The sequence below is a fragment of the Pseudomonas sp. CFBP 8758 genome (genome assembly GCF_014841725.1).
Classification (GTDB): domain Bacteria; phylum Pseudomonadota; class Gammaproteobacteria; order Pseudomonadales; family Pseudomonadaceae; genus Aquipseudomonas; species Aquipseudomonas baltica.
Genome location: NZ_JACYUK010000004.1, coordinates 61608 through 84531, shown reverse-complemented (window position 1 = coordinate 84531; position 22924 = coordinate 61608). Strand labels below are relative to the sequence as shown.

Annotated in this window: 20 protein-coding genes and 2 pseudogenes; 14 read left to right on the top strand and 8 right to left on the bottom strand. The window is 63.4% G+C overall.

Going from position 1 to position 22924, the window contains the following annotated elements; genetic code table 11:
• The first annotated feature begins 31 nt into the window (after nt 1-31).
• The 6 genes from IFT75_RS09730 to IFT75_RS09705 all read left to right on the top strand — a co-directional run bounded on the left by IFT75_RS09730 (nt 32) and on the right by IFT75_RS09705 (nt 7170).
• Nucleotides 32-1045: a diguanylate cyclase gene (locus IFT75_RS09730; RefSeq protein WP_122475057.1), complete on the top strand. Its 1014-nt coding sequence runs from the start codon at nt 32-34 to the stop codon at nt 1043-1045.
• 113 nt (nt 1046-1158) lie between these two features.
• A protein-coding gene (gene prfB, locus IFT75_RS09725; RefSeq protein ID WP_122475055.1) for a peptide chain release factor 2 occupies nt 1159-2254 on the top strand; the annotation gives its coding sequence in 2 pieces (ribosomal slippage) (nt 1159-1230 and nt 1232-2254; 1095 coding nt in all).
• 110 nt (nt 2255-2364) lie between these two features.
• A complete protein-coding gene (gene lysS / locus IFT75_RS09720) occupies nt 2365-3867 on the top strand; it encodes a lysine--tRNA ligase (protein ID WP_192054599.1) in 1503 nt (500 codons plus the stop codon).
• A gap of 198 nt (nt 3868-4065) precedes the next feature.
• Nucleotides 4066-4776, top strand: a complete 711-nt coding sequence (locus tag IFT75_RS09715; protein ID WP_185795070.1) for a TetR/AcrR family transcriptional regulator — start codon at nt 4066-4068, stop codon at nt 4774-4776.
• A gap of 58 nt (nt 4777-4834) precedes the next feature.
• Nucleotides 4835-6112, top strand: coding sequence for a flavohemoglobin expression-modulating QEGLA motif protein (locus IFT75_RS09710; RefSeq protein ID WP_122475052.1), 1278 nt, complete (start codon nt 4835-4837; stop codon nt 6110-6112).
• A gap of 149 nt (nt 6113-6261) precedes the next feature.
• The gene (locus IFT75_RS09705; protein WP_192054598.1) at nt 6262-7170 is read left to right on the top strand and encodes an alpha/beta hydrolase; all 909 of its coding nucleotides are present in this window, start codon (nt 6262-6264) and stop codon (nt 7168-7170) included.
• Between the two features lie 48 nt (nt 7171-7218).
• Here IFT75_RS09705 and IFT75_RS09700 read toward each other — a convergent pair whose 3' ends face one another.
• The 7 genes and pseudogenes from IFT75_RS09700 to IFT75_RS09675 form a co-directional block, all read right to left on the bottom strand.
• Complete coding sequence (locus IFT75_RS09700; protein ID WP_122475048.1) at nt 7219-8001, bottom strand: OmpA family protein; 783 nt, start codon at nt 7999-8001, stop codon at nt 7219-7221.
• A gap of 41 nt (nt 8002-8042) precedes the next feature.
• Nucleotides 8043-8456: a DUF4398 domain-containing protein gene (locus IFT75_RS09695; RefSeq protein ID WP_122714324.1), complete on the bottom strand. Its 414-nt coding sequence runs from the start codon at nt 8454-8456 to the stop codon at nt 8043-8045.
• A 246-nt stretch (nt 8457-8702) separates the two neighbouring features.
• A pseudogene (locus IFT75_RS21645) lies at nt 8703-9146 on the bottom strand (methyl-accepting chemotaxis protein); the annotation flags it as partial.
• A 108-nt stretch (nt 9147-9254) separates the two neighbouring features.
• Nucleotides 9255-9971 (bottom strand): annotated as a pseudogene (locus IFT75_RS21640) (PAS domain-containing protein); the annotation flags it as partial.
• Between the two features lie 214 nt (nt 9972-10185).
• The gene (locus IFT75_RS09685; protein WP_192054596.1) at nt 10186-10998 is read right to left on the bottom strand and encodes an OmpA family protein; all 813 of its coding nucleotides are present in this window, start codon (nt 10996-10998) and stop codon (nt 10186-10188) included.
• A gap of 42 nt (nt 10999-11040) precedes the next feature.
• Nucleotides 11041-11394: a DUF4398 domain-containing protein gene (locus IFT75_RS09680; protein WP_199864097.1), complete on the bottom strand. Its 354-nt coding sequence runs from the start codon at nt 11392-11394 to the stop codon at nt 11041-11043.
• Between the two features lie 291 nt (nt 11395-11685).
• Complete coding sequence (locus IFT75_RS09675) at nt 11686-12030, bottom strand: pilin assembly protein (RefSeq protein ID WP_192054593.1); 345 nt, start codon at nt 12028-12030, stop codon at nt 11686-11688.
• 232 nt (nt 12031-12262) lie between these two features.
• Here IFT75_RS09675 and ppc point away from each other — a divergent pair, with 232 nt between their 5' ends.
• The 6 genes from ppc to IFT75_RS09645 all read left to right on the top strand — a co-directional run bounded on the left by ppc (nt 12263) and on the right by IFT75_RS09645 (nt 18672).
• Nucleotides 12263-14908, top strand: a complete 2646-nt coding sequence (gene ppc / locus IFT75_RS09670; RefSeq protein ID WP_192054590.1) for a phosphoenolpyruvate carboxylase — start codon at nt 12263-12265, stop codon at nt 14906-14908.
• 265 nt (nt 14909-15173) lie between these two features.
• Nucleotides 15174-15821 (top strand): adenylate kinase, encoded by a 648-nt coding sequence (adk, locus tag IFT75_RS09665; RefSeq protein WP_122475034.1) that lies wholly within the window; start codon nt 15174-15176, stop codon nt 15819-15821.
• Between the two features lie 123 nt (nt 15822-15944).
• Entirely contained in the window at nt 15945-16625 is a 681-nt protein-coding gene (gene tsaB / locus IFT75_RS09660; protein ID WP_192054589.1) for a tRNA (adenosine(37)-N6)-threonylcarbamoyltransferase complex dimerization subunit type 1 TsaB, read from the top strand.
• Between the two features lie 149 nt (nt 16626-16774).
• Nucleotides 16775-17068, top strand: coding sequence for a hypothetical protein (locus IFT75_RS09655; protein ID WP_122475684.1), 294 nt, complete (start codon nt 16775-16777; stop codon nt 17066-17068).
• Complete coding sequence (locus IFT75_RS09650) at nt 17065-17934, top strand: DUF72 domain-containing protein (protein ID WP_192054924.1); 870 nt, start codon at nt 17065-17067, stop codon at nt 17932-17934. The genes IFT75_RS09655 and IFT75_RS09650 overlap by 4 nt, the downstream gene beginning before the upstream one ends.
• Before the next feature lie 48 nt (nt 17935-17982).
• Nucleotides 17983-18672, top strand: coding sequence for an extensin family protein (locus tag IFT75_RS09645; protein WP_192054587.1), 690 nt, complete (start codon nt 17983-17985; stop codon nt 18670-18672).
• Between the two features lie 418 nt (nt 18673-19090).
• Here the strand turns inward: IFT75_RS09645 and IFT75_RS09640 are convergent, their stop codons facing one another.
• A complete protein-coding gene (locus IFT75_RS09640) occupies nt 19091-19705 on the bottom strand; it encodes an energy transducer TonB (RefSeq protein ID WP_192054585.1) in 615 nt (204 codons plus the stop codon).
• A gap of 95 nt (nt 19706-19800) precedes the next feature.
• Between IFT75_RS09640 and IFT75_RS09635 the strand changes: the two genes are divergently transcribed.
• Nucleotides 19801-20583: a class I SAM-dependent methyltransferase gene (locus tag IFT75_RS09635; RefSeq protein WP_240998651.1), complete on the top strand. Its 783-nt coding sequence runs from the start codon at nt 19801-19803 to the stop codon at nt 20581-20583.
• Nucleotides 20584-20720: 137 nt separating this feature from the next.
• A complete protein-coding gene (locus IFT75_RS09630; RefSeq protein WP_192054584.1) occupies nt 20721-22910 on the top strand; it encodes a TonB-dependent receptor in 2190 nt (729 codons plus the stop codon).
• Nucleotides 22911-22924: the final 14 nt, after the last annotated feature.

Sequence of the window (22924 nt, the reverse complement as noted above, 5' to 3'; positions counted from 1 at the left end):
CACCGCGTAGGCAGTATCCAGGTGACAACGCATGATTGATCTACAGATCGAAGCCTTCAGGTCCAACGACAACAACAAGTCGATGGTACTTCTGGTGGACGACCAGGCCATGATCGGTGAAGCCATCCGTCGCAGTCTCAGCGACGAGGCCAACATCGACTTCCACTTTTGCGCCGATCCGCAGCAGGCCATCAACCAGGCCATGCGAATCAAGCCGACGGTGATCCTCCAGGACTTGATCATGCCGGGGCTCGACGGCCTGTCGCTGGTGCGTGACTATCGCAACCATCCGGCCACCCAGGACATCCCGATCATCGTGCTGTCGACCAAGGAAGACCCGCTGATCAAGAGCGCTGCCTTCGCCGCCGGTGCCAACGATTACCTGGTCAAGCTGCCCGACACCATCGAGCTGGTGGCGCGCATACGCTACCACTCCAAGTCGTACCTGACGCTGCTGCAGCGCGACGAAGCCTACCGTGCGCTGCGCGTGAGCCAGCAGCAACTGCTCGACACCAACCTGGTGCTGCAGCGGCTGATGAACTCCGATGGCCTGACCGCGCTGTCCAATCGTCGTCATTTCGACGAGTACCTGGAACTGGAATGGCGTCGCGCGATGCGTGACAAGACCCAGCTGTCGCTGTTGATGATCGACGTCGACTATTTCAAGTCCTATAACGACAACTTCGGCCATCTGGCAGGCGACGAAGCCCTGCGCCGCGTCGCCGATGCCATTCGCCATTCCAGCAACCGCTCCAGCGACCTCCCGGCGCGCTATGGCGGCGAAGAGTTCGCCCTGGTGCTGCCGGGCACCTCGCCTGGCGGCGCGCGGCTGGTTGCCGAGAAGCTGCGGCAGACCATTGCCGCCCTGAACATCCCCCACATCGCGCCCCAGGCCGATGCCTGCCTGACGGTGAGCATCGGCCTGTCGACCATGACTCCGCAGCAGGGCAGCCATTGCCGCGAGCTGATCCTGGCCGCCGACAAGGGCCTGTATACGGCCAAGCATGCCGGGCGCAATCAGGTAGTGGTCGGGGATCAGGGCTAGGCCGCCCGATCTTCCAAAAAAAAAGCCCGTCCCCTGCTCGGCGGGCTGCTGTCATTGGCCGGCTGCGGTATACTCTCCGGCTTTTGACACGTTACGCACGAGAGCTGCCCGCCATGGAAATCAACCCGATCCTTAACAGCATCAAGGACCTGTCCGAGCGCTCCGAAACCATTCGGGGGTATCTTTGACTACGATCAAAAGCATGAGCGTCTGACCGAAGTCAATCGCGAGCTTGAAGATCCCGCTGTCTGGAACAACCCTGCCTACGCCCAGGAACTGGGCCGCGAGCGTTCGCTGCTGGCGCAGATCGTCGACACCCTCGATGAAATGAACGCCGGCCTCGGCGATGCCCGCGACCTGCTGCAAATGGCGGCCGAAGAAGAAGACCAGAGCGCCGTCGACGACGTCTCCGCCGAAGTCGAGCGCCTGCGTGCCCAGCTCGAGAAGCTGGAATTCCGCCGCATGTTCAGCGGCGAGATGGACGCCAACAACGCCTACCTGGACATCCAGGCCGGCTCCGGCGGCACCGAAGCCCAGGACTGGGCCAACATCCTGCTGCGCATGTACCTGCGCTGGGCCGACAAGCGCGGTTTCGACACCACCATCATGGAGCTGTCGGCCGGTGAAGTCGCCGGTATCAAGGGCGCCACCCTGCACATCAAGGGCGAGTACGCCTTTGGCTGGCTGCGCACCGAAATCGGTGTCCACCGCCTGGTGCGCAAAAGCCCGTTCGACTCCGGCAACCGTCGCCACACCTCGTTCTCGGCCGTGTTCGTCTCGCCGGAAATCGATGACAACATCGAAATCGACATCAACCCGGCCGACCTGCGCATCGACACCTACCGCTCCTCCGGTGCCGGCGGCCAGCACGTCAACACCACCGACTCGGCGGTGCGTATCACCCACGTGCCGACCAACACCGTGGTCAGCTGCCAGAACGAACGTTCGCAGCATGCCAACAAAGACACGGCGATGAAGATGTTGCGTGCGCGTCTGTACGAACAGGAAGTACAGAAGCGCAATGCCGCCTCGCAGGCGATGGAAGACAGCAAGTCGGACATCGGCTGGGGTCACCAGATTCGCTCTTATGTGCTCGACGCTTCGCGGATCAAGGATCTGCGTACCAACATCGAACGCAGCGACTGCGACAAGGTGCTCGACGGCGACATCGACGAATACCTCGAAGCCAGCTTGAAACAAGGGCTGTAACACCGCCTGGCAGGCTGGCGCAGCCATTGCGTCGGCCTGCCACGGCTGGCCTGCCCGCGATCCCGGCGCCGTAGTCGGGAGCAACGAACCCGTGATGGAAAATCCAAGACATGAGCGACCAACAACCCGACCCGCAAGACCTGCAACAGGAAGAGAACAGCCTGATCGCCCTGCGCAAGGAAAAGCTTGCTGCCGTGCGTGCCCAGGGCCAGGCCTTCCCCAACGATTTTCGTCGCGACAACTATGCAGGCGACTTGCAGAAGCAGTACGCCGACAAGACCAAGGAAGCGCTCGCCGAAGCGGCGATTCCGGTCAAGGTCGCCGGTCGCATCATGCTCAACCGTGGCTCGTTCATGGTGATCCAGGACATGACCGGGCGCATTCAGGTCTACGTCAATCGCAAGACCCTGCCCGAAGAAACCCTGGCTCAGGTGAAAACCTGGGACATGGGCGACATCATCGCGGCTGAAGGCATCCTGGCCCGTTCCGGCAAGGGCGACCTGTACGTCGAAATGACCAGCGTACGCCTGCTGACCAAGTCGCTGCGCCCGCTGCCCGACAAGCACCATGGCCTGGTCGATACCGAGCAGCGCTACCGTCAGCGCTATGTCGACCTGATCGTCAACGAGGAGGTGCGCGACACCTTCCGTGTGCGCTCCCAGGTCATCGCCCACATTCGCAGCTTCCTGGCCAAGCGCGACTTCCTCGAAGTCGAAACGCCGATGCTGCAGACCATTCCCGGCGGCGCTGCGGCCAAGCCGTTCGAAACCCACCACAATGCCCTGGACATGGAAATGTTCCTGCGCATCGCCCCGGAGCTGTACCTCAAGCGCCTGGTGGTCGGTGGCTTCGAAAAGGTCTTCGAGATCAACCGCAACTTCCGTAACGAAGGCGTTTCGACCCGGCACAACCCCGAGTTCACCATGCTCGAGTTCTACCAGGCCTACGCCGACTACGAAGACAACATGGACCTCACCGAAGAGCTGTTCCGTGAGCTGGCCCAGTTGGTACTGGGCAGCACCGACGTGCCCTACGGCGACAAGGTGTTCCATTTCGGCGAGCCGTTCGTACGCCTGTCGGTGTTCGACTCGATCCTCAAGTACAACCCCGAGCTGACGGCAGACGACCTCAACGATGTCGACAAGGCGCGTGCCATTGCCAAGAAGGCCGGCGCCAAGGTGCTGGGGTTCGAAGGCCTGGGCAAGCTGCAGGTGATGATTTTCGAAGAACTGGTCGAGCACAAGCTCGAGCAGCCGCACTTCATCACCCAGTATCCGTTCGAGGTGTCGCCACTGGCGCGCCGCAACGACGACAACCCCAACGTCACCGATCGCTTCGAGTTGTTCATCGGTGGCCGCGAGATCGCCAACGCCTATTCCGAGCTCAATGACGCCGAGGACCAGGCCGCACGCTTCATGGCCCAGGTGGCGGACAAGGATGCCGGCGACGACGAAGCCATGCACTACGACGCCGATTTCGTTCGGGCGCTCGAATACGGCATGCCGCCGACGGCCGGCGAGGGTATCGGTATCGATCGCCTGGTCATGCTGCTGACCGATTCGCCTTCGATCCGCGATGTAATCCTGTTCCCGCACATGCGACCACAAGCCTGACGGTCGTTGATCAGCCGCCCCATGGGGCGGCTTTTTTATGAGCGCAGATCAGCGGTGTCATTGCCGGCCCCGACGCGGCTTGCGCCGCTGCTACAGGGATTGCGATCTCACGCCGTCGTTACAGGCGATTACGCTATCGTGTAGCAGCGGCGCAAGCCGCGTCGGCACCCACTCCCACTCACTCAAAGGATACGAGCAGTGATCCCAGCCACACCCAGACAGGGAGCCGCCAGCGTTGCCTCGACGCTCGCCCGCAACGTCCAGTATCAAGGCCGCAAGGCCAGCCGACAGGGCAGCGAACTGCGCCGCCAGGAAATCCTCGACGCAGCCATGCGCATCGTCGTGCGCGATGGGGTGCGGGGTGTGCGCCATCGCGCCGTGGCCACCGAAGCCGGGGTGCCGCTGTCGGCTACTACCTACTACTTCAAGGACATCGATGACCTGCTCAACGATGCCTTCGCCCAGTACGTCGAGCGCAGCGCCGTGTTCATGGCCAAGCTGTGGAGCAACACCGAAGAGCTGCTGCGCGCCCTGATCGCCCGCGGCGACGGCAGCCCCCAGGCCCGCGCTGCCCTGGCCGACGAAATCGCCCGCCTGACCGCCGACTACGTCATGCATCAGCTGCAGACCCGTCGCGACCAATTGATTGCCGAGCAGGCTTTCCGCCAGGAAGCGTTGCTCAACCCGCGCCTGGCCGAACTGGTGCTGGCGCATCAGGACATTCTGCTGCAGGGCGGGCGGCAGATGCTCGAGGTGCTTGGCTCGCGCGAACCGTCGCAGGACGCACAGGTGTTGACGGCGATTATCGGCCGGATGGAATATCAGGGTCTGCTGGCCAGTGCCCCTGCCGATGCCGACCGTGAAATGCTCGGCATCCTTACCCGTTTCATGCAGTGGGTACTGAGCTGAGCCCCATGCAGTGAGAGGTCCGCTGCCGGCGGGCCGAGCCAGAACGAGGAGCAGTACGGTGGACGAGTATCAGCAGACGATTCGAGACCTGTCCGACCGCATCGTGCACGCGCAGACGCCGATCCGCGTGCTCGATGCGGTGAAATGGGACGACTCCATTCGTCACGGCTTTCTGCAGGCGGGCGGCAAGCAGATGCCTGCGGTCGACCGCGACTACTACCAGAACCGCGCGCTGGGCTTCGACTCCAGTGCGGTCAAACTGGAATTCCAGAACATCGAGCGCGACATCACCCGTCAGCTCGGCCAGTTCAACCCGGTCGGGCAGATCATGCGGCGCATGTGCAAGGAGTACCGCATGGTGGTGCGCATGCTCGAGGCGCGTGGCACCGAGGACTTCGGCTTGATCTCGCAGGAGCTGTACGGCGCCGCGTCGGATGCGTTTCATGCCGGCGATCCGACCCTGGCCGACCTCGGCCTGATGCTCTCCGATTACCTGAACAACATTGCCGGGCGTGGCGATCTCAAGGACGAAGCCAAGACCCTGACCGCCAAGGATGCAGTGAACATGCTGCAAGGGCGCCTGAACCGTGTGTTCGGCGAAACCGAGGGCACCATCCGCGTGTTCGAATCCGATGGCATCGTCGCCGACGCTGCCGCAGGGGCGGACTACATCAAGATCCGCAGCGATGCCATGTTCAACGAGCGCGATGTGCGCGCCCTCGAGGTGCACGAGGGCCTGGTCCATGTTGCCACCACCCTCAATGGCCAGAACCAGCCGATCTGCACCTTCCTGTCCAAGGGCCCGCCGTCGTCCACGGTGACCCAGGAAGGCTTGGCGATCCTGATGGAAGTGATCGCCTTCGCTTCCTACCCCAGCCGCCTGCGCAAGCTGACCAATCGCACGCGCGCGATCCACATGGTCGAGGAGGGCGCCGACTTCCTGCAGGTGTTTGAATTCTTTCGCGAAGAAGGCTTCGAGATGCCCGAGGCCTACGGCAACGCCAGCCGCGTGTTCCGCGGCTCGACCCCGACCGGGCTGCCGTTCACCAAGGACCTGTCGTACCTCAAAGGCTTCATCATGGTCTACAACTACATTCAGCTGGCCGTGCGCAAGGGCAAGCTGGAACAGGTGCCGCTGCTGTTCTGTGGCAAGACCACCCTGGAGGACATGCGCACGCTGCGCCAGCTGGTCGATGAAGGGTTGGTGACGCCGCCCAAGTACCTGCCCGAACAGTTCCGCGACATGAATGCACTGTCCGCCTGGATGTGCTTCTCGAACTTCCTCAATCACCTGAGCCTGGACCGAATTGAAGCCGACTACTCGAACATCCTCTGACCTGCCGACGCGGCTGCATCGCCCCCCTGTAGCAGCGGCGCGAGCCGCGTCCGGGCGTTGCACATGAAGGCCTGCCTGTCGCGACGCTCGCCGACATTGCTGCATCGCCCCCCTGTAGCAGCGGCGCGAGCCGCGTCCGGACGTTGCACATGAAGGCCTGCCTATCGCGACGCCTGCCAGCGCTGCTGCTACTGACCGCACTACTGACTGGCTGTAGCTCATTATTGTTCTACCCCGAGCGGGGGTTGCCGTTCACCCCGGAAAAAGCCGGGCTGGGCTTCGAGGACGTCAACCTCACGGCCGCCGACGGTACCCGATTGCACGGTTGGTGGCTGCTTGCCAAGCCCGGTGTCGAGGTCAAGGGCACGGTGCTGCACCTACACGGCAACGGCGGCAACCTCGCCTGGCACCTGGGCGGCAGCTGGTGGTTGCCCGGGCAGGGCTATCAGGTGCTGATGCTCGACTACCGTGGCTACGGCATTTCCGAGGGGTCGCCCAGCCTGCCGGCGATCTACCAGGACATCGACGCCGTATTCGCCTGGCTGGCGAGCAAGCCGGAGGTGCAGGGCAAGCCGTTGGTCCTGCTGGGGCAAAGCCTGGGCGGCGCAATGGCCGTGCACTACCTGGCCGAACACCCCAGGCAACGCCAGCGCCTGCAGGCGCTGGTGCTCGATGGCGTCCCTGCCAGTTACCGCGCCGTTGGCCAGTACGCACTGAGCACGTCGTGGCTGACCTGGCCACTGCAGGTGCCGCTGTCCTGGCTGGTGCCCGACAGCGACAGCGCGATCCGCTCCATCGCCCAGCTCGAGGGCACACCGGCGCTGCTCTTCCAGAGCATGGACGACTCTATCGTGCCGTTGGCCAACGGTATCGCGCTGTACCAGCAGGCACCGCTGCCGCGAGTCCTGCAGCTGACCCGCGGGGGACACGTGCAGACGTTCGCCGACCCCACCTGGCGCCAGGTCATGCTGCGCTACCTGGATGACCCGCAGCATTTCAATGGCCTGCGCCGTCTGGGCGAGATTCCCAACTACCCAGCGCCCGCTGCGGACAAATGAACACGCCCCGGTGATCACTCACCGGGGCGTTTGATTACAGCGCGAGGATCAACGCATCGACGAGCGTGGAGCCACTGGCTGGTTGTCGTTGGAAATGGTCACTTCCACGCGACGGTTCTGGGCGCGGCCCGAGTTGCTGGTGTTGTCGGCAACCGGGTATTCCTTGCCATAGCCCTGGGCGACGACGCGCGAAGGCTCGACGCCAGCGCGGACCAGTGCGGCCATTACCGAAGTGGCGCGACGCTCGGACAGGCTCTGGTTGTAGGCAGCCGAACCGGTGCTGTCGGTGTAGCCTTCGACGATGACCTTGCGATCAGGGTTTTCCTGAAGGAACTGGGCCAGCTTGGCCACGTTGACGAACGCGGACGATTTCAGCTCGGCCTTGTTCAGGTCGAACAGCACGTCACCAAAGGTCACCAGGGTGCCGCGGTCAGTCTGCTTGGCGTTCAGGCTTTCCTGAAGCTTCTTGATCTGAGCGTCGCGGGCATCCAGGCGAGCCTGAGCGCGCTGGGCAGCTGCGCCTTTGAGGTTTTCCTCGGCGCTGCGCAGGGCGATGGTCTGCTTGGCCACTTCAACGCGCTGGTTGGTCAGGTAGGCCAGTTGGTCGACTTTCTTCGCGTCGGCGTCGTCGCGGAAGGCTTTGTCAGCCTTGTCCAGCCACTCCGACGCGTCCTTGGTTTCCAGGGCCGCCAGTTGTACCGACTTGGGGTTGGTCTGCAGGGACGAGAAATTGGTCCGCGCCTGTTCCAGGTTAGGGTTCGGCGGAGTGGAGCAAGCTGCCAGGCCAACGCTGAGAGCCAACAGAGCAGGAACCATCAATTGTTTACGCATAATCTTCATCCTTTATTCGAGTTCAAGTCGCGGTGGGCAGCTTACTGAGCGCTGCGCTCGGCTTCTTCGCGCAGGTCCTGTACACCCTGCTTGGAGTCTTGCACGGCCTTGGCGGCTTTGCCGGCCTGGGCCTTGCGCTCGGCCAGACGTGCGTCCCACTCGGCCTGTTCGGCCAGCATCTTGGCTTTCTCGTAGTTCTTGTCATGCATGGCGATTTCCGCCTGCTTGAACTTGTCCTGCGCCGCTTTCATTTCGACGGCAGCGTATTCGGTACCGCCAGCGCTAACGGCGCTGTTCACGGCCGACTGGGTCACAGCGTACTGTTCGGTCGGTGGCTTGCCAGCGCAGCCAGCCAGAACGAAGGTAGTGCCCAGCGCCAGGGCAGCCAGCTTCAGCCCGCGCAGAGGGGTGGACGAGGTTTTGGCAGTACGGGTATTCATGGCTTTCAACTCCATTGGATAGCTCCTGAAAAACATCAAAATCCATGACAGTCGAACGTTTCGCGCGCCTGGGTCAAGCCCGGCGACTCACTGACGCCGCTGGCTGTAATGGTTAAACGTTGGGACACAAGAGAATTTTGAATAGTTCAGAAATTTGTCCGAATGGGTGGTTTTTTTCTGACGCCGCGGGTTTGGCGCCATGAAAAAAGCCGTGATACGGAGGTCGACCACATACCGTGTCGACAGCTGCCTGGAACTCGACTAGGACTCGGCGCTCAGTTGGGTAGCAAAGCTCTCGACCGCGCCCAGCACGCGCTTCGCACCGTCCTGAATTTCGGTAATCACCGTGCCTGCCTGGTTCGCCAGTTGCAGGCCAGACTCGGCTTTGTGTTTGCCGGCGCCGATGGTGGCTACTGCACCGGTGGCCAGTTTCTGGTTCTGCTGCACCACGCTCTCGATCTCTGCAGTGGCTTGGGTCGTACGCGATGCCAGCTGCCGGACTTCATCGGCGACGACTGCAAAACCGCGACCCTGTTCACCGGCTCGCGCAGCTTCGATAGCGGCATTCAACGCCAGCAGATTGGTTTGCGCGGCGATTCCGCTGATCGTCTTGATGATGTTGGAAATGACCTGGCTCTGCTCGTCCAGCGCTTCGATGCCTTCGGCGGCGCTTTGCATGTGATGAGCCAGATCTTTCATCACTTCGACCGTCTCACGCACGACTTGCGCCCCGCGCAGTGCAGTTTCATCCGTGCGCACCGACGTGTCGTACGCCACCGTGGCGGCTTCGGCGATGGCTATTTCACGCTCTACCATCTCGGTAATGACGGTAGCGACCTTCACCACCTTGTAGACTTTGGCATTGCCATCGCGGACCGGGTTGTAGGACGCTTCGAGCCACACATCCCGGCCCTTGCTGTCGATGCGTTTGAAGCGCTGGGCAACGAACTCCCCCCGGCGCAGCCGATCCCAGAACGCCTGGTACTCGCTGGAGTCGGCGATGTCGCTGCTGCAGAACAGCCGGTGGTGCTTGCCCTTTACCTGCTCCAGGCGATAGCCCATCGCCTGCAGAAACAGGTCGTTGGCGGTGAGCACGTGCCCGCTGAGGTCGAACTCGATCACCGCAGTAGAGCGCAACAGTGCCTGGATGAAGTTCTCGTGGGCGCGAGAGGTTTCGATGGTATTGGTCAGGTCGCTTGCGTAGCAGGAGAATTTGAGCAACGTGCCGTCGGTGGCGCGTACAGGGTGCATGATGACGCGCAGCCAGGTTTCGCCGCCGTCCTTGCGCAATAGCCGCCAGGCGCCACAGAAATGTTCGCCCTGCCGGATCGCGGTCCGCACCCGCGCATAGTGCGGGTCGCTGCGCACCTGTTCGGCAACGAGGCTTTCCAGCGGTTTGCCCGCCAGCTCGTCATTGCGGTATTGCAGCACTTCCTCGAAGTTGGCGTTCACGCCGAGAATGCACCCGCGAGGGTCGAGCCTCAGGTGGATGGTTTCTTCGTCCAGGCCCTGACGGATCTGCCTGACCATTGCCACTTCCTCACGCAAGGCGGCCATTTCGTTTTTCATGCGTTTGAAAGAGAACATGTCGCAGGCCTCGGGTAGGGGAAGGGCACCTAGATTATCGACCGCGCAGAACCATACTTAAGGCCAAGGCTCGCGAGCCTACCGCGCGTTCGTCGCTATGAAACGCCCGGGCATGAAAAACCCGGCGCGCAGGCCGGGCTTTCCGAGGCATCGTGGATCAATGCAGCGAAGCGCGGCTCCTGACCGGCTGGTTGTCGTTGGAAATGGTCACCTCTACCCGGCGATTCTGTGTCCGACCCGAAGCGTCGCCGTTGCTGGCAACCGGGTAGGCCATACCCAGCCCCTGAGCCACGATACGTTCGGCACCCACGCCCGTACGCACCAGCTGCACCATGACGGCATTGGCGCGTCGCTGTGAAAGGGCCTGGTTGAAGGAAGCCGAACCCGTGCTGTCGGTATGCCCTTCGACGATGACCTTGCGGTCCGGGTTGTCGCGCAGGAACTGCGCCAGGCGGCCTATGTTGTCGTAGGCATTGGCGCGCAGCTCGGCTTGGCCCACTTCGAACAGTACGTCGCCGAAGGTCACCAGGCTGCCGCGCTCGGTCTGTGCCACGGCCATCACTTCGGCTGCGGGCTGCTTGGCATTGAGGCTTTCCTGCAGTTTCTTGATCTGCGCATCGCGAGCTTCCAGGCGGGCTTGGGCACGCAGCGCGGCGACGCCCAGGATCGCCTGCTCGGCCGTGCGCAGCTCGATGGTGTGCCTGGCGACTTCGACACGCTGATTGCTCAGGTAGGCCAGATGACCCACGTGCTCATCGGCCTCGTTGGCGCGAGCGGCCGCTTCGGCGCGCTCCAGCCAGTCGGCGGCGTCCTTGGTCTCCAGGGCGGCCAACTGTACCGACCTGGGGTTGCCCTGCAGGCCGGCGAAGTTGGCCTGGGCCTGCACCAGTTGCGGGTTGGGGGTCTTGGAGCAGGCAGCCAGCAGTACGACCAGCGCCGACAGGGCGGGGAACTTGAATGTGTTGTTCACGGTATTTTCCTGAATCTTGAAAGAAGAACGCGAAGGCCAGGCTCAAGAAGCAGCGCGCAGGCCTTCCTCGCGCAGGTCCTGAACGCCCTGGCGGGCATCGTCGACGGCGCGGCGAGCCTTGGCGGCCTGAGCCTTGCGCTCGGCCACACGGGCATCCCACTCAGCCTGCTCGGCGAGGCGCCGGGCTTCATCGTGGTGCTTGCGGTGCAGGGCGATTTCAGCGTTCTTGAGTTTGTCCTGGGCGGACTTCATTTCGATGGCGGCGAACTCGGTACCACCGGCGCTCACCGCCGCATTGACGGCCGACCGGCTCAGCGCATATTGCTCGACCGGTGCGTTGCTGGCACAGCCTGTCAGCACGACACCGGCAGCAAGGCACACAAGGGCTGTTTTCAGAGGGCCGAAAGACGACCGGACGCTGGATGTATTCACGCGATAGTGCTCCGTTGGACAGCGATTGATTGCTTCGTCCGCTATCCGCGGCACGCCGAATCGGGCTTGCCGCCGCGATGCGCAGCGGACGGATCGATGGCCATTTCCTGGCTCTTTTTTCCGAGTCTACAATCGCTATGGAACACTATTCTATTGATTTATATGGTTTTATGCGTAGGGGCTGGCTTTTTTTTCTGGCTATTTGACCAAGCGTTTTATAGGTGTAGGAATCTTCCTGAAGTTGCCAGTCCATGTTCAGTTCGCGGTGTCGTCCGCATCGTTTTTCAAGCGCCTAAGGTGTTCGCGCGACAGCGCCAGGAAACGCGGTGTTGCGCCGATGTCTTCGTACATGGGGTCGCCTTCTTCATCGGTAGCGATGACCTTGGTCCCCTTGACGTAGGGAAAGCTGCCTTCGAGCTCTTCGAGTGCCGCACCGATCAGCTCGCCCAACAGTTCCTGAGCGTGATGCTTGGGGTACATCTGGGTCAGCGCCGCCAGGCGTGCGGCCGACTCCATGTCCAGATGTATGTTGATGCCCGTGTCGGTCAGTCGACCCTTGGCGTTCTGTTCCCAATGCTCGGCCAGTTGATGAATCTTCATAGATACCTCATGCGCTGGTTATTCACGCCCCTGTCCACCATGCTTGTCAGCCTCGGCTCGGCTGGGGCACTCTTTGCTGTAGAGCCGTTGTGGTCTGGCAGCCGTTGCTGCTTGCCAATAGTTTGTAGAGCCATTTTTCCCGTGCTTGTTCAGTGGCCATGGCAATCGGATCACACGCCGCGCCGCGCGGGCTGCAAGGGCACACCGTTTCCAAGCAATGGAGAAAATGCCGATGTCCGATATCGATCTGCGCCTGCGCGAAGACGTGCACCTGCTTGGCGAATTGCTGGGCAATACCATCCGCGAGCAGTACGGCGAGGCCTTTCTGGAAAAGATCGAGCGCATACGGCGTGGCGCCAAGGCGGACCGTCGGGCTGATCCGGCCGGTGACGCGGTCAGCGCCGAACTGCGCTCCAGCCTGGACGACCTCGGTGAGCAAGAGCTGCTACCCGTGGCCCGCGCCTTCAATCAATTCCTCAACCTGGCCAACATCTGCGAGCAATACCAACTGATCCGCCGTCGCGACGAGGGCCAGCCCGAACCTTTCGAAAACCTTGCTCTGGGTGAGCTGCTGGGGCGGTTGAAAAGCGCCGGGCACAGCCCTGAAGCCTTGGCGCAGCAGTTGCTGGCGCTGGATATCGAGCTGGTGTTGACCGCGCACCCCACCGAAGTGGCTCGCCGCACGCTGATCCAGAAATACGACGCCATCGCTGCGCAGTTGGCCTTGCATGACCACCGCGATCTCACCACCGCCGAGCGCAACGCGGTGCGCGAGCGCCTGCAGCGGTTGATCGCCGAGGCCTGGCACACCGAGGAAATCCGTCGTACCCGACCCACGCCTGTGGATGAGGCCAAATGGGGCTTCGCGGTCATAGAAAATTCGCTGTGGCAAGCGGTGCCCAACCACCTGCGCAAGGTCGACGCGGCATTGCAGGCCGCCACCGGCCAACGCCTGCCGTTGGGCGCTGCACCCATACGCTTCGCTTCGTGGATGGGCGGCGACCGCGACGGCAATCCGAACGTGACAGCCAAGGTTACTCGCGAAGTGCTGCTGCTGGCGCGCTGGATGGCGGCGGATCTGTTTCTGCGCGATGTCGACCAATTGGCCGCCGATCTGTCCATGCAGCAGGCCAGTGCGCCGCTCATGGCCCAAGCGCCCGACAGCCGCGAACCCTATCGCGCCGTGCTCAAGCAACTGCGCGAACGCCTGCGGGCCACGCGCAACTGGGCCCATGCCTCGCTGCCGGGCGATCAGCCCGGCGATGACCAGGTGCTGCAGGACAATCGCGAGCTGATCGAGCCGTTGCAGTTGTGCTTCGATTCACTGCACGCCTGCGGCATGGGCGTGATCGCCGATGGACCGCTGCTGGACTGCCTGCGCCGCGCCGTGACCTTCGGCCTGTTCCTGGTGCGCCTCGACGTGCGTCAGGATTCGACCCGCCATCGCGCAGCGTTGAGCGAGATCACCGGGTACCTGGGGTTGGGTCGCTATGCCGACTGGGACGAAGAGGCGCGGGTCGAATTCCTCGTGCGCGAGCTCGCCAATCGCCGGCCGTTGCTGCCGACCTGCTTCGAACCCAGCGAAGACACCGCCGAAGTGCTGGCTACCTGCCGCGAGGTAGCGGCCGCGCCGGCTGCGTCGCTGGGCTCCTACGTGATCTCCATGGCGGGCGCCGCCTCTGACGTGCTGGCGGTGCAGCTTCTGCTCAAGGAGTCCGGGCTGCGTCGATCGATGCGCGTGGTGCCGCTGTTCGAAACCCTGGCCGACCTCGACAATGCCGGCCCGGTGCTCGAGCGCCTGCTGCAGCTGCCCGACTACCGCCGCTCGCTGCAGGGTCCGCAGGAGGTGATGATCGGCTACTCCGATTCGGCCAAGGATGCCGGGACCACCGCCGCCGCGTGGGCGCAGTACCGGGCCCAGGAAACCCTGGTGAACATTTGCCAGGCGCACGGCGTCGAGCTGTTGCTGTTCCATGGTCGCGGCGGCACCGTCGGCCGCGGCGGCGGTCCGGCCCATGCGGCCATTCTGTCGCAGCCACCAGGCTCGGTGGCGGGGCGCTTCCGCACCACCGAGCAGGGCGAAATGATCCGCTTCAAGTTCGGCCTGCCGGACATCGCCGAGCAAAATCTCAACCTGTATGTCGCCGCCGTGCTGGAAGCCACCGTGCTGCCGCCGCCGCTGCCCGAGCCTGCCTGGCGCACCGTGATGGACGAGTTGGCGGAGCAGGGCGTCAAGGCCTATCGGCAGGTGGTGCGCGAGAACCCGCACTTCGTCGAGTACTTCCGCCAGGCCACGCCCGAACAGGAGCTCGGTCGTTTGCCACTGGGCAGCCGTCCGGCCAAGCGCCGGCAGGGCGGCATCGAAAGCCTGCGCGCCATTCCGTGGATATTCGGCTGGACCCAGACGCGGCTGATGCTGCCCGCCTGGCTGGGCTGGGAGGCGGCCCTGGGCGCAGCGCTGGCGCGTGGCCAGGCTGCACAACTGGCTTCGATGCGCGCCCACTGGCCGTTCTTCCGCACGCGCATCGACATGCTCGAGATGGTGCTGGCCAAGGCCGATGCCGAGATTGCGGCGCTGTATGACGTGCGGCTGGTCGAACCCGAGCTGCAGCCATTGGGCGCGCAACTGCGCGACCTATTGTCGCAGTGTTGCGCGGCCGTGCTGGGCCTGACCGGGCAGACTCACCTGCTTGCGCACAGCCCGACGACCCTGGAGTTCTTCAGCCTGCGCAACACCTACCTGGATCCGTTGCATCAGTTGCAGGCCGAACTGCTGAAACGCTCGCGCGCCCGCGAAGCGGCGCTGGACAGCCCTCTGGAACAGGCCCTGCTGGTCACCGTGGCAGGCATCGCCGCCGGGTTGCGCAATACTGGTTGAGACTGGTGGTCGATCGGTGCAGCCGGGCAGCTGTCAGCTCGGGTGCAACCGATTGGCGGTGATACCCGGTACAACCCCTGCAGGATGCCGTCCTCGGGGGCAGGTGCCTGCGACTTTCGGTGGCTTGTGTGCCCCGTGCCCGCTGTGTATCTTGATCAGCCTTTGGCCATCTTGCGGCCATCATTTTTCTTGGGAAGGGCTTCTGCCGTCAGCGCGGCGGAAGCAGATTCGACGACTATCTATAAAAATCGAGAGGAGCACATCGATGCGCGTGATTCTGCTGGGAGCTCCCGGGGCCGGTAAAGGTACTCAGGCAAAATTCATCACCGAAAAATTCGGTATCCCGCAAATTTCCACGGGCGACATGCTCCGTGCTGCCGTCAAGGCCGGTAGCGAACTGGGCGTGCTGGCCAAGAGCGTCATGGACAGCGGTGGCCTGGTGTCCGACGACCTGATCATTGCCCTGGTCAAGGAGCGCATTGCCCAGCCCGACTGTGCCAACGGCTTCCTCTTCGATGGCTTCCCGCGCACCATTCCGCAGGCCGAAGCGCTGGTCACCAATGGTGTGGAGCTCGATCACGTTCTGGAAATCGCCGTCGACGACGAAGAGATCGTTCAGCGTATCGCCGGCCGTCGGGTCCATGAGGCATCGGGCCGGGTCTATCACACCGTCTACAATCCACCGCGCGAAGCGGGCAAGGATGACGTGACCGGTGAGGCGTTGGTGCAGCGCAAGGACGACACCGAGGAAACCGTGCGTCATCGCCTCTCGGTCTACCACTCGCAGACCAAGCCCTTGGTGGCCTTCTACAACGAACTGGCGGCTGCCCATGGCAAGCCCAAGTGCAGCCACGTCGAAGGCGTCGGTTCGGTCGCCGACATCACCGCCAAGGTGCTTGCCGCACTGAGCTGAGTGCTGGCATCCAGACGCCTGGCATCCACACACTGGGTGTCGGCCACTGCCTTGCCATGAACGGCCCGCTTGCGGGCCGTAGTTGTCTATAATCGCCTATTCCCCCTTGCCTGGACCCTTTCGATGACCACCCTGCTGGCCCTGGACACTGCCACTGAAGCCTGTTCCGTTGCGTTGCTGCACGATGGCAAGGTGTCGAGCCACTATGAAGTGATCCCGCGCCTTCACGCGCAGAAGCTGCTGCCCATGATCAAGACCTTGCTGGCCGAAGCGGGGGTAGCGCTGACGGCCGTCGATGCGATCGCTTTCGGGCGCGGCCCGGGCGCTTTCACCGGGGTGCGCATCGCGGTGGGGGTGGTCCAGGGCCTGGCGTTCGGTCTGGATCGTCCCGTGTTGCCAGTGTCCAACCTGGCCCTGCTGGCGCAGCGCGCCTGGCGCGAGCATGGCGTCGGCCAGGTAGCGGCCGCGATCGACGCGCGCATGGACGAGGTGTACTGGGGTTGTTATCGGGAGCACGCGGGAGAAATGCGCCTGCAGGGTAAGGAGGGGGTATTCGCTCCCGAACGTGCCCTGCTGCCGGCCCAGGCCTCTGGCGAATGGTTCGGCGCAGGCACCGGCTGGACCTATGCCGAGCGGATCGCCGTGCCCATCGTAGGGCGTGATGCCGATCTGCTGCCTCATGCGCAAGACCTGCTCGAGCTTGCACGGTTTGCCTGGGCACGTGGCGAAGGCTTGCCCGCCGATGGCGCCCAGCCGGTCTATCTGCGTGACAACGTTGCCACACCGAAGAAGTCGCCGTTGTAGTACGCTTCGTCGGCGTTCAACCCTGTAGTGCGCATTTCATCGGCATAATCTGCCATGAAGATAAAACTTTGCCGCAATTTGTGGTCTAGTGGTTACTTGGGTCACTGCAGGATACTGTGGCGGCTTGTCTCGACGATCGAGTGAATCTGATGCGTATCGATGGTGTTTCCTCCCAGCCTTATCCAATCAAGCGCAAGCCGCTTGCGGACAAGGCGCGGGTGCAGGAAACCGCCGACGATATCGAAGGCGAGTTCGAGGTTCCTGCGCAACCTACGCCCCAGCGCTCCCGCGCGCGTGGCACCAGCGTGCCGGCCCGCCAGCAGGATATGATCTTTCCCCGCTCGATGAGCCGGCGTGCGGCCGACGCGCTGGGCATGTACCTGAGCACCCAGGGTTTCGTCGAATGGGACAATGAAGTCCTGGGCCTGGATGTGCATATCTGACTGTGCCCAGCCTGCCCTATTTCATCGGCTGTCCGTCGTGGAGCGAAAACGCCTGGCGCGGGGATTTCTATCCGCAAGACGCGCGTCCGCCGGATTTCCTGGCTCTCTATGCCCAGCAGTTCAACGCTGTGGAAGGCAACACCACGTTCTACGCACGGCCGGCGCCCAATACCGTGGAACGCTGGGCTGCAAGCATGCCGTCCGATTTTCGCTTCACGGCCAAACTGCCGCGCGACATCAGCCATGGTGGCGATCTGCGCGAGCAACTGGGAGTGGCTGAGGATTTTTGTCGGCTGCTCGCGCCGCTGGGCGATCGGGTGGCGCCCCTGTGGTTGCAGTTGCCAGCGTCTTTCACGCCTTGGCGTCTACCGGAGTTGATCGGTTTCATCGACGTCCTGCAGCGGCCCATCGCCGTGGAGGTACGTCATGGCGCGTTCTTCGCCCGCGGTGACGAGGAGCGGTTGCTCAACAATTTGCTGCGCGAACGCAATGTCGAGCGTATCTGCCTGGATCCGCGGGCGCTGTTCAGCTGCGTTTCGAGCGCGCCCGCCGTGCTTCACGCTCAGTCCAAGAAGCCGCGAGTGCCACCGCGCCCAGCGGCGTTCAGCCATAGCCCGCAGGTACGCTTCATTGGCCATCCGGAGTTGCAGGCGAACGAGCCTTTTCTGGCCCCTTGGGTAGAGAAGATTGCCGGTTGGATCGAAGAAGGGCGTACCCCTTACATTTTTCTGCACACCGCCGACAACCTGCTCGCGCCCGCCCTGGCCCGGCGTTTCCACGAGCGTTTGATGGAACGTTTGCCAGGCCTGCCGGCCTTAATGGAACTGCCTCGGGAGCCACAGACGGCGCAACTCGGCCTGCTCTGACGCGGTTTTCCCGCAAGTACCGTTCAGCCACGCCAAGCAGGAGCCTGTGTGCCGAAATTGCTGATCATTCTGCTGCTTCTGGCCGCCGCGCCCGTTGCCGTGTGGCGAGGCTGGGTCGACGTGCCCGATCGCTGGAATCCCTGGGCCCCGCTGGATATCGCCGAGCCGGTGAATTTCCTTACCCGCTACAAGCTCGGCAAGTTACAGAATGATCCACAGCTGTGTGTGCAGGCTCTGGCAACTTCCACCGTGCGCTATAGCGTTCAGGCCGACAGCCCGGCCGATGCCAAGTGCCCGTTGGTGAACGTGTTGCGCGTGCAGGGCAGCGAGGTCAGGTTAAGCAGCAGTTTCCTCGCCACCTGCCCGGTGGTGGTGGCGTTCGCCATGTTCGAGCGCCAAGCCCTGCAGCCGGCAGCGCAGGCGACGTTCGGTCAGGCAGTAACGCAAGTGGATCACCTGGGCAGTTTTGCCTGCCGCAATGTCTATGGTCGCAGTGAAGGACGTCTGAGCCAGCACGCCAGCGCCAACGCGCTGGACATCGCCGGGTTTCGTCTGGCCGACGGACGTCGTATCAACGTGCTCAAGGATTGGCCTGGCGACAGCGCCAACGCGCGCTTCCTGCGCCAGGTACGCGACGGCGCCTGCAAGCATTTCAATACCGTGCTGGGCCCCGAGTACAACGCCGCCCACCGCAACCATTTTCACCTCGACATGGGCCGCTGGAGCGTGTGTCGCTGATTCATTTCCGGCCACCGCGGTGAACCCGGACGCGGCTTGCGCCGCTGCTACAGGGCCTGGGTTGGCTGAACGCCGGACGCGGCTTGCGCCGCTGCTACAGGGCCTAGGTTGGCTGAACGCCGGACGCGGCTTGCGCCGCTGCTACAGGGCCTGTGTTGGCTGAACGCCGGACGCGGCTTGCGCCGCTGCTACAGGGCATGGGCTGGCTGAACGCCGGACGCGGCTTGCGCCGCTGCTACAGGGCCTGTGTTGGCTGAACGCCGGACGCGGCTTGCGCCGCTGCTACAGGGCATGGGCTGGCTGAACGCCGGACGCGGCTTGCGCCGCTGCCATATGGCTGCCGGTGCGGGCCTCTGTAGCAGCGGCGCGAGCCGCGTCGGCGGTGCACGCGAGGTATCTGGATGGATGCGATCGGCGCTCAGGCAGCCAGACGGATGTTGTTCAACACGGCGGGGCGCCTCCAGCTCAGGTCCAGATCCAACGCATGGCATTGCTCACTGATGGTTTCCTGCGCCAGCGGTACCGGCGTCTGTGCCAACTGCCAGTCGAGCTCGGCAATCGGCAGGCGCAGTGCCCGAGGCAGAGGCGCGGGGGCAGGTTGCGTGCTCTGGCCACCCTGGTTCAGCACCAGTGGACGAACCCAGCGGCTGTCGAACGCCAACTGCGCCTGTTGGGCCAGCACGTCCTGCTCGGGCAGCGGCGCCGAGGGTTTGTCCAGCAACGTCAGCTCCAGTTCGGCCTTTGGCAGAAACAGCGGCTCGGGAGGCTTCACTTCGGTGTCGCGAACATCGCACAGGCGCTGCAGAAGAATGTGCGCCAGGATCTCGCTGCCGGCGCTGGGCTCGGCCGCCGCTGCATTGTCCGCCGCTGCATGAGCCTGCCCTGGCAGCTGTCCATCGCAGTGCTCGGTCAATGCCTGGGCAAAGAAGTCCTGCCACAGCGCACTTGCAGCACCCAGGGTCTGGATGTTGTGCTGGCTGAAGTCGCCGATGGGCGAAATGTAACCTGGCGCTGTGGAATTGATGACGGACATGGCACTCGGCACGCTTGGGCTCTGGCAAAATGCCTGGCAAAGTTCTTATCGGCGGCGTGCGCCGATCTTTTAGCCTTTCGATACAGGAATCTTCAGTGGAGCAGCAAGCCGGTGGTCGCATCCAGGTTCAGGCACAGAACGACGCCTGCGAACCGCAAGCCGAACGATGGGCGCAACGCCTGCATCTGCCTCGCCAGTTGCCCGACGCCGATTTCGTGCTGCAGGTCGGCGAAACCGGCCTGCAGTTGCAACAACTGGGCGCGGACGCGCCGGGGCCCGTGCGTGTGGATTTCGTCGAGGGCGCCGTCGCTCACCGACGACTGTACGGCGGTGGCAGCGGTCAGATGATCGCCAAGGCCGTAGGCGTGCAGCCGGGCGTGCGCCCGCGGGTACTGGATGCCACGGCCGGCCTGGGCAAGGACGCGTTCGTGCTGGCCAGCCTGGGCTGCGAAATGAGCCTGGTGGAGCGACAGCCGATCATCGCCGCGCTGCTCGAGGACGGACTGGCCCGTGCCCAGGGTGACCTGGAGGTAGGCGCCATCGTTGCACGCATGCATTTGCTTCAGGGCAACTCGATCGAGGTCATGCAGCAGTGGCAGGGCGAAGCGCCCCAGGTGATCTACCTGGATCCGATGTTTCCCCATCGCGAAAAAAGTGCGTTGGTGAAGAAGGAAATGCGCCTGTTCCGGCCGCTGGTGGGCGATGACATGGACGCGCCGGCCCTGCTGGCCGCCGCTCTGGCCCTGGCCAGCCATCGCGTAGTGGTCAAGCGACCGCGCAAGGCGCCGTGCATTGAGGGCTGCAAACCGAGCCATGCGCTGGAAGGCAAGTCCAGCCGCTACGATATCTATCCGAAGAAAGCGCTGAAGCCGACGTGATGAATGGACGCAGGTTGTAGGCCAGGACGACCCCCGGCGCCCGGGGGTACGTAGGATCGGTCCTGATTTTTTCCCAGCCGGTTTTAGCCCGATGCGCTCAAATAGAATCAAGTCTCATTTGTAGTGAGGCTGTATACATGTACCGTTCTACAGGAGTTTGCACATTGCCCCGCCGTTCGGCGCTGGGCCTGGCGTTGATCGGTTGCGCCGCAGGTGCCAATGCCCACGAAGGGCCCGAATCGCTGGTGCTCGACAAGCTGAGCGTGACCGGCAAGCAGGCCGCGCCACCCTACCAGGTCGAGCGTTCGGCTTCCGCCAAGTACGCCGTGCCACTGCTCGACGTGCCGCAAACGGTTACCGTTGTCCCGCGCCAGATCATGCGCGAGCAGAATGCCCTGAGCCTGCGCCGGGCACTGTCCAACGTCTCCGGCATCTCCTTCAATGCGGGCGAGGGCGGCGGCGGGTCGGGTGACAGCATCAACATCCGCGGTTTCAGCGCCAATGCCAACCTGCAGATCGACGGCCTGCGCGACTCTGCGCAGACCAGCCGCAGCGACCTGTTCAACCTGGAGCAGGTGGAGGTCATCAAGGGGCCCAGTTCGGTGTTCGGTGGCGCGAGCGCCACCGGTGGCTCCATCAACCTGATCACCAAGCTGCCGGTTGCCGACAGCTTCACCGAGCTGGGCGCCGGCGTTGGTACCGATCGCTATCGGCGCCTGACCCTGGACACCAATCAGCAGCTGCACGACCTGGGCGACGGTACCCTGTTTCGTCTCAATCTGATGGCTCACGAGAACCACGTGCCGGGGCGCGATCGCATCGAACAGCAGCGCTGGGGCCTGGCGCCGTCGCTGATGTTCGGGCACGGCAGCGACACGCGCCTGACCCTCAGCTATTTCCACCAGAGCGATGACAACCTGCCTGACTACGGCGTGCCTGCACGCGATGGCAAGCGCTTGCCGGGCGTCAAGACCAGTCACTATTATGGCTGGCGGAACCTGGACCAGGACCGCACCGACACCGACAGCCTGACGGTCAAGTACGAGCACGACCTGAACCCGGACTGGAGCGTGCAGAACCTTGCCCGGCTCAGCCAGGTTGACCGCGATGCCACCGTGTCCGCTTCCCATGTCAGGCTGGCCAAGCTTCCGGCGCTACGCTACCTGCCGGCAGGGCCCCAAGCCTATCGGCGCGACGTGCAGACCCGCCTGGCGATGAACCAGACCAGCCTGACCGGTCACTTCGATACCTTCGGCCTGGGCCATACCCTGGTGGTCGGCGCGGAACTGTCGCGCGAAACCTACGATCGCAAGGCCTCGGGCTATGCCGTGGAGTCCTTCTACCCAGCCAACGGCTACGATCTGGCCAACCCGCCAGGTTACTGGAGCGGGCCGAAGGTCAAGTCGCCTACCAGCGTGGCGCACAACAGCATGGAAGATCGGGCCCTGTACGTGTTCGATACCCTGGCCCTGGACGAGCAGTGGGACGTCAGCCTGGGCCTGCGCTACGACCACATGCGGGCCCAGGCCAGCAATCGCTCGGCCAGCGGCGTTCGGACCCAGGCCGGCTCAACCGACGGCGTGTTCAGCCAACGCGCCGGCCTGGTCTACAAGCCCACCGAGCACGGTCGCTTCTACGTCGCCTACGGCACCTCGTTCAACCCTTCGGCCGAGAACCTGCTGACCTACGGCGGTGGTCTTTCCGACAGCACCCAGAGCCTGGAACCCGAGAAGGGCAAGACCTGGGAACTGGGTACCAAGTGGCAATTGCTCGATGAGCGGCTGCAGCTGGAAGGCGCGCTGTTCCGGGTGGTCAAGGACAACGTGCGCGAGCGCTTGAGCGACGGCAGCAACTTGCTTGCCGGCAAGCAGCGCGTGCAGGGGTTGGAATTGGCGGCCACGGGCGCATTGAGCGAGAAGTGGCACGTGTTCGCCAACTACACCCTGCAAAGCAGCGAGACACTGAAGTCGGTGGCCAATCCCGAACGCATAGGTCAGGCACTGAAAAACACGGCGCCCCGATCTTTCAATCTATGGACCGCCTACCAGCTTCCCAGCGACATTACCCTGGCCTACGGCATCCGCCACGTCGGCAAACGCAACCTGACGTCCCAGGATCAAATCAAGCTCGATGCCTACTGGGTACACGACGCGATGCTGGGCTACCGGGCTTCCGACAACCTCGAGCTGCAGCTGAACCTGAGCAACCTGACCGACACGAAGTACGTCGAGCGGGTGCGCACGGTCATCGGCAGCGATACCCGTTCCTCGGCCGTGGAATTCGGTGATGGTCGTGCGGCGGTATTGAGCAGCGTCTATCGGTTCTGAACACCGCCGCAGCC